The sequence below is a fragment of the Streptococcus sp. M334 genome (assembly GCF_000187745.1).
Lineage (GTDB): Bacteria > Bacillota > Bacilli > Lactobacillales > Streptococcaceae > Streptococcus.
Map to the genome: position 1 here is coordinate 819,587 of NZ_GL732486.1, position 7,828 is coordinate 827,414.

The 7,828-nt window shown below is 38.4% G+C and carries 3 protein-coding genes; all 3 read right to left on the bottom strand.

Features of this window, described 5'->3' with window-relative positions; all coding sequences use genetic code 11:
• Window positions 1–83: 83 nt before the first annotated feature.
• Window positions 84–1,043: an ROK family glucokinase gene (locus tag HMPREF0851_RS08475; RefSeq protein WP_000078557.1), complete on the bottom strand. Its 960-nt coding sequence runs from the start codon at window positions 1,041–1,043 to the stop codon at window positions 84–86.
• A gap of 134 nt (window positions 1,044–1,177) precedes the next feature.
• Window positions 1,178–2,896, bottom strand: coding sequence for an aminodeoxychorismate synthase component I (gene pabB, locus HMPREF0851_RS08480; RefSeq protein WP_009014252.1), 1,719 nt, complete (start codon window positions 2,894–2,896; stop codon window positions 1,178–1,180).
• Window positions 2,897–2,968: 72 nt separating this feature from the next.
• On the bottom strand, window positions 2,969–7,828 hold a 4,860-nt coding region (locus HMPREF0851_RS08485), incomplete at its 5' end, for a ZmpA/ZmpB/ZmpC family metallo-endopeptidase (RefSeq protein ID WP_000318651.1).

Here is a 7,828-nt window from a genome sequence, read left to right on the forward strand (position 1 = left end):
TTTATTGTCCTAACTAGTATAGCATAAAAAAGAAAAGAGGAACATTACTAACTCTAGGTTAGCATTTTTCCTCTTTTATTATTTTATTGCAATACAAGTGATGCTGCTCCGATAACTCCAGCGTCATTTCCTAGAGTTGCAAGAGCCAATTTTGTTGATGTGCGTACTTGTGGGAAGGTATTTTCGTCGTAGACTTTTTGAACACCTTGTAGAAGGAATTCTCCTGCAGCCGACACACCACCACCGATAACAATTGTTGATGGGTTTAGGATTGAACCGATGTTGGCACAAGCGATACCCAAGTAACGTGAGAAGTTACGGTAAACGATCAAAGCAAGGTCGTCTCCTTCTTTTGCAAGGTCAAAGACTGTCTTAGCAGTTACTTCTTCTCCGTTATCAATCAAGCGTTTCAAGGCTGCATCGCCTTCGTATTCATCAGCATAGCGACGAGTCAAGTTAACAATCCCTGTGGCAGAAGCGACTGTCTCAAGGCAACCTTTCTTACCGCAAGTACATGCGATTGGTTGGTCAAAGTCAACAGTGATGTGGCCAAGCTCACCTGCTGCACCAGCAACACCATGAAGCAATTTGCCTTCAGCGACAATACCGCCACCAACACCTGTACCAAGTGTCATAAAGACAACATCTGGTTGGTTATCACCAGCACCCATCCAACGTTCACCAAGAGCTGCCACGTTGGCATCATTATCGATGAAGAATGCAATGCCCAAGGCTTTTTCAATTTTCTCTTTAATTGGTTGAAGGGTTTTCCAGTTCAAGTTGTAGGCACCGATAACAGTTCCTTTTTCACGGTCAACCACACCTGGTGATCCCATTCCAATACCTTGGAAGTCTGCTGCTGCCAATCCAAGCAAGTCCAAACGGTGTTGAATAGACTCAATCATATCATCAACGATATGACTTCCCTCATCCAAAATATTAGTCTTGATAGACCATTTTTCTTGGATTTCTCCTGCTGTTGTCAAGATTGCAAATTTGATAGAAGTTCCACCAAGGTCAATCCCAATAATCTTTTGACTCATCATATTCTCCTTTTTCATTATGAATTAATTGAAAATGCTTACAGTAATAGTATAACAAAATTTAGTTACTTATGCAAAGGTTTGCGTAATTTTATTTTAATTCCGTCATTTTCTTTGTTCAAAGGTTTGCTAACTTAAGATTCAATCGTCAACTCATACAATCCTCTCACTGCATTACAGCCGTAAATAGCTTCTGCTTGGACTAAATCTGCCAAGGTCAAAACTTTCTCTTCTAGCTGGCCTGTTTCCAGCAAATGTTGACGATAAATTCCTGGCAAGATTCCAAGTCGGATTGGTGGTGTGTAGAGTTTTCCAGCGATTTTCAGAACCAAATTTCCAATAGTGGTTTCCAATAGCTCTCCAGCTACATTATGATAAATAGTTTCCTGCTTCCCTAGGCTCAAGTGAGGTCGGTGGCTTGTTTTAAAATAGGTAAATGCTTGTTGCAAATTGGCTTCCTGAAGGCAAAGTTTGGCTTTGCAGAAGGTCGGACTGAAAGGTTCCAATATTTGACGACTGACTTCTATCTCTCCAGATTTGCTAATGCTGATTCGCAAGCGGTAATCTTGATTAGCATCACAAGTCTGACACTCTGCTTCAATCTTTTGTCTCAAAATTTCTGGGTTAAAAGGATAAGCAAAATATCGACTAGCTTTTCTCAGTCTTTCTATATGTTGCTCTTCAAACAGCAGTTGTTTTTGGCTAATTTTTCCAGTTGTAATCAGTTGGAAGCGAGCTTGTTTACGATAGAGAACAGCCGCCTTTTGATGAACCTCGCGGTATTCAGATTCCCATGTACTATCCCAAGTAATCCCGCCTCCAACTCCATAGATGGCTTGACCTTTGTGAAGTTGAATAGTTCGGATAGCGACATTAAAAATCCGTCGCCCATTTGGAAGTAAAAGACCAATCGTTCCACAGTAGACTCCACGCGGTTGTGGTTCCAACTCCTTAATAATTTCCATAGTCGCTATCTTAGGAGCTCCTGTGATGGATCCACAAGGAAAGAGAGAGCGAAAAATGGTAACCAAGTCCACATCTGCTCGCAACCGACTCTTGATGGTCGAAGTCATCTGCCAAACAGTTGAATACTGCTCTACCTGACACAGACGCTCAACATGCTCACTGCCCACTTCAGAAATACGGTTCATATCATTGCGCAAGAGGTCCACAATCATCATATTTTCAGAGCGATTTTTGGGATCCTGCTCCAACCAGCTAGCCTGTTCTAAATCTTCTTGGTCAGTCATGCCACGCTGAGTCGTTCCCTTCATTGGTCGTGTTGTCAACTCGCGGTCATTTTGCTCAAAAAAGAGCTCTGGGCTCATGGAAATCACTGCCATCTCGTCATGTTCAACATAAGCATTGTAACCCGCCTCCTGTTCTACCACCATGCGATTGTATATGGCAAAAGGATTGGCGCTTAAGTCCTGCTTGAGTTGGACGGTGTAGTTAACCTGATAGGTATCTCCCTGCCGCAAATGATGGTGAATCTGGGCAATAGCCTTTTCATAGTCTGCTGCAGACGTTACTTCCTGCCAATTTGAAGTCAAATCAACCTCATCATAAATCAGAGGAATAGGGGATGTTTCTACGCTATCATGAACAGTAAAGTAAAGCAGATACTCACCCAGTAGAGGAGCCTTGTGAACTGCTAATTTCGCCTCAAAAGCAGGTGCAGCCTCGTAGCTGACATAGCCCACCACATAATAGCCTTGCTCTTGGTAACTTTCCACTTGTGCCAGCAAATCTGCCACTTCTGCTACATTTCTCGTTTTCAACTCTTTAATTGGCTGGGTAAAGGTGTATCTCTCCCCCAAAGCCCTAAAATCAATCACTGTTTTTCTATGCATACCTTAAGTATAGCATAAAAAGGCAGATTCAGACAAAGCTGATCTACCTTTTTATTATTTTCTTACTATTGGTTATGCTTTAGTGAATAAATCACCAGCAAATCCATCTGATTTCTGCAAGAGTTGTTTGTAAACCTTCCATTTAAGATCTACAGTATTCTTGAAATCATTACCTTGAAGGTCTTTTTCGACCGCTGCATCAAATAATGTCTGAAGTTGTGCGTAAGTTGAAATCTTTTGACCATCGATTTCAATTTCAACAAAACCTCTTTGAGCTTTTTCGTGTACTTCATGATACCATGCTTTCTTCCATGCTTCTAAGCTTTGGAATTTACCGTTAGAAACTTTATTAATAATAAAGTCATCACCAAGACCTACATTACCAGCAGCTTTAGATTCTTGCTTGTATTTGTTTGATGCATAACCTAAGAACCCGTCTAGATAACCGAAGTACCCCCACATACGGAAGGTATTATGTTTGAATGAGATTGAACCAACCGCACTCTTACTTGTATTACCACCATAAATACCTGTCATCATATTTACTACAGTATAAGCAGAATCAAATCCTTCAGTACGGTAATGACCATTTCCTGGCAATCCATGTTTCGTTGCAAAGTTTCCATCAACCAGTTGATCAATACTTGTCAGTTTCGTATTCTTTTCGTCATCATTCAAATCACGAACCAAATCCCATTGATGTGGTTCACCAACTAAGCCATTGCGATCCGCTTTTTCACGATATTTCTTATCGATCTTCTTGAACCACTTATCGTTTGTTCCAGTATTTTTCTTGATGACAGACTCAGCTTCTAAGTAATCAAGCATCATCATGGATTCATTGTAATTCTTCATGTAGTGATCGATTTTCTCACGACTATTTAACACATTTGGATTATAGTTGTAAATTTGATTTCCATCATTTTGACGTTCGTAAGCCATGTTTAATCCTAAGGCACCATATTCACCATTTGGATTTGAGACTGATGGTGATTGCAACATACCTTGAGCAAAGGCTTCAACGTCTGTTCCTTCACGGTGACGCCATGTTCCTAAGTAGGCCATACGGTCATTGATGTGAGTTGTTTCGTGAGTGAATGCAGATGTACCAAAATCACTAATCATGCTAGAGATAATGTAATATACAGCCTCTTGTGGTTGTGGATTTTGGAAGATATAAGCGTATGCACCCATTCCATTGTATCCATGCCATTTATCAGTTGGACCATAGAATTCACGAATTGGAGCAAAATCGCCTTTCTTCGTATGTCCCATACGGTCAACCCATCCCAAACCTGGTACATCATGGTTATCCCAAATGGCAGATGGTACCATATTTTCACTCTTAAGAAGATTATTTCGTACATTATCTGCAGCAAGTCTTGACCAGAAGTCTAAATAATTGATTTGTTCTTGCGCACGTAAATCAACTTGCTTCTTGAACGCTTCACGTTCTTCTGCTGTGTTCTTACCGTATTTCTCAAATGAACTAAAGGCAATGGTATTATAGGTTGTAATTAAAATCATATGCGCTTTTTTCAAATTCAAAAGTGGTAAAATGTAACGTCCATGATGTCCATTATTAATTACTTCATATAATTTATGTTTCTTATTCGCAAAATCTGGATTTGATGATTGTTTCTCAACAACATAAGCGTTATCTGCAATGTTGTTCTTGAACCAAGTATTCATATCTGTTTCACTAGTGAATAATTCCATGTTGTACTTCAGGAATTCATGTAAGTTAGCTTTAGCAGTAGCACTTGCAAGTGCTCTATTGAATGCATCATGTGATTGATCACCTTTAAGGTTGTTACCATTTGAAGCGAAGCTGATTAATCTATCAAGTACGTTAACGTTCTTACCGTAGAAATCAGGTTTGAAGGTCATCATATTTTTGATATTTAATCCATTATATTTAATTCCGTAGTATTGGTTTAAGTAAGCAAGAGCTAACATGATTTTAGCTTTATTGTCTTCAACTTTTTTAATCAATGCACGCTGAGCTGCTTCGTCAGTATTCAGTTGGTGATCTTCATTTTCAACTAAAGCTTTAACTAAAGCATCTAGGTTATCTTTAACCTCTTTGAAGCTTTCCTCCATGTATAACATCTTAGGATTGTTATTAATCTTACGAACTTCATCTGAATCAAGTTCAACAGAAGCTAATTTAGCTTTGATATTGCTGAGCAATTGTGTTCTATCTTTAACAACCATATTTGGTGTATAGACAATATCACCTAATCCTTCAATACTATATTCACGAACTTGTTGAACCTTAGATTCTTTTTGTGTAATAGCCTTAATTTCTTTCGTCTTATCAGCGTAATGAATCATAATGTGGTCAGCATCCGATAAGTCGGTCACAAATTGTCCATCTTTCATACCTGTTACAGACAATACTTCTGTAGTTAGTAATTTAGATCCTTCAGGAATCTTGTTACCTTGATTTACAATCCATTCTTTGTTGTAGAACGGTTGAAGTTTTTCAATATTACGGTAAGCAAGCTCACGAGAAGCATCGTAATCTTGAGTAGCTTTGTAAGTATCAGATTTTGGTTTGATGTTGTTAAGGAGATTAACTACTGGCTCGCTAATAGCATAGTCATGAGCAGTAATTCCTAATGTTGCGATTTTAGCATCAACTTCTTCTTGAGATACTGATTTAATACGATGTTGTTGTTTAGAGAAATTATATGAAGATTTACCTTCACTTACTCCTGTAACAACAAGGTTTCTATTCAATCTCATTCCTGACCAGTAACCACCATCGTCATCAATATCTTCAGATCCATAGAAGATTTCTCCGTTACCTTTATTAACTTTCATCATAGATACGCTATCTTCAACTGAACCTAACATATGATTACTTCCAATGAAACCACCGACTTTAATAGGGTCACTCACATTGATAGTTCCTTTAGCTACTGATTTCTTAATAGCACCATCTCTACCTACAGCGTTGTTATCCCCACCATTTTGAGACCAATAAACAATACCTGCAGCTTTAGCTCTCTTACCAGTGATATTAGCGTTGACATAAGCACGTTCAACGTAGCCTTTCCAGTTTTCACCAACAATACCTGATAAATATTGACCACCAGTACCAACAGATGTAACATTTCCGATAAACGCCACATTGACTAATCTACCACCACTGTCAATTTTATCAATAAATCCAGACACCCAATCACGACCAACTACGTTACCAGTAACTTTAACATTTTCAATAGTTGTTCCACCTTTAATGACATTAGCGATTGGTGCTACTTGATTATCCCCTGGCATATTAATATTTACATTAGCTAAGTTAATATCATGGATGTATCCACCTTGAATATTTCCAAATAATGGACGAGTTGTATTATGGATTGAATAACGTCCACCATCAACACTTGATAACTTACCTTTAAATACAGATGTAACATAAGATTTTCCATTAGGTTTTACGTTTGCTGCATTAAGGTCTGCACCAAGTTTAAATTCACCATTAGGGTTAGCTTGCATGTCTTTTACAAGTTCGTTGAAGCTATAGTAAACATTACCTTCTTTTAATTTTTGTTTTTCGAAGTAATGAACATACTCGTTTGCCAATTTAGAAGCATCTGTGTGTTGAACTAAATCAGGAGCTGTTGCAGTAATTTTGTATAAAGTTTTTCCGTCTTTTTCTACTTCTTCAATCTTATCAACAGCCAGTCTTGTAACTTTGTTGTCGTGAGTTGTAACTCGTAGGTAGAGTGGAGCAAGATCAGCTGGTTTTTCTGTCAGTAAACTAGTGTCTGTTTCAACACCAGCATCATCCACGCTCATCAAGCTTGTTTCTTTGATGTTCTTGATTTCAACTTTTTTGAGGTCAATTCTTAGCGGTTCTTCTTTCAGAACTTCTTCCTCATCACCCTCACCACGGTCATAAACCATCTTCGTTTCAAGTTTATAATCTTTGTAGTACTGTAAGTCTGTCAAAGAAACTGTTAGATTTTCTGGTGAAACATTCAAGGTTTTGACAATCTCATCACCTTTTTTCAGAGTTAGGGTGATAGATTTAATGGCTGCCTTACTTGGATTTTCCAAATTATAACGAATTTGAGATGATCGTTTCAAATCTTGAACATCAACAAGTGACAAAGTTAAGATTGGTTTTTCAAAGTTTTTAGTTCCTAATTTAACGATACGATCTTGGTCTAACTCCAGAACCTGTTCCACAATTTTCGGTGCTTCTTCAGTTTTTAAACCTTTGATAGTTTTGTAAGTCTTGGTAACTTTTTTCTGTCCATCTTTTCCTTCTTGGACAGTAACTCTTTCACCTTTTTTCAGTTGGTCATCTTCTTTAACAACTTCCTTAAATGGAATCTTTTCAAGACTTTCTTCTACCAGAGTTCCTTCAATTGGTTTTGTCCCACGACTTATTTTTTTAGTGACTGGTTCTTTGATGACAGTGGTTGTTGTATTTAAAACTTGGTCAGTCTCAACACCTTCGAGAGTCTTATAAGTCGTTTTGGTAATTTGACTACCCTTTTCTCCATCTTGAACTACAGTTTCTTCATCCGTATATTTGGTTGGATCCTCGATAATTTCTGTCCTATAGTCAATCTCAGTAGTAGTTTCTTTCGTAACCGTTCCCTCAGTTACTTTATATTCAGGTAACTTTTCTTGAACTAAAGATTCTCCCTCTTTACCAGTTTCTTGAGTGCCTTTGGCTTCAATTTTCCCTGAATATTCTGCTTGTGGATCTTGAATTAAGGATTCGCCCTCTTTACCTGGTTCTTGGGTGCCTTTGGCTTCAATTTTCCCTGAATATTCTGCTTGTGGATCTTGAACTAAGGATTCGCCCTCTTTGCCTGGTTCCTGCGTGCCTTTGGCTTCAACCTTGCCAGTATATTCTGCTTGTGGATCTTGAACTAAGGATTCGCCCTCTTTGCCTGGTTCCTGGGT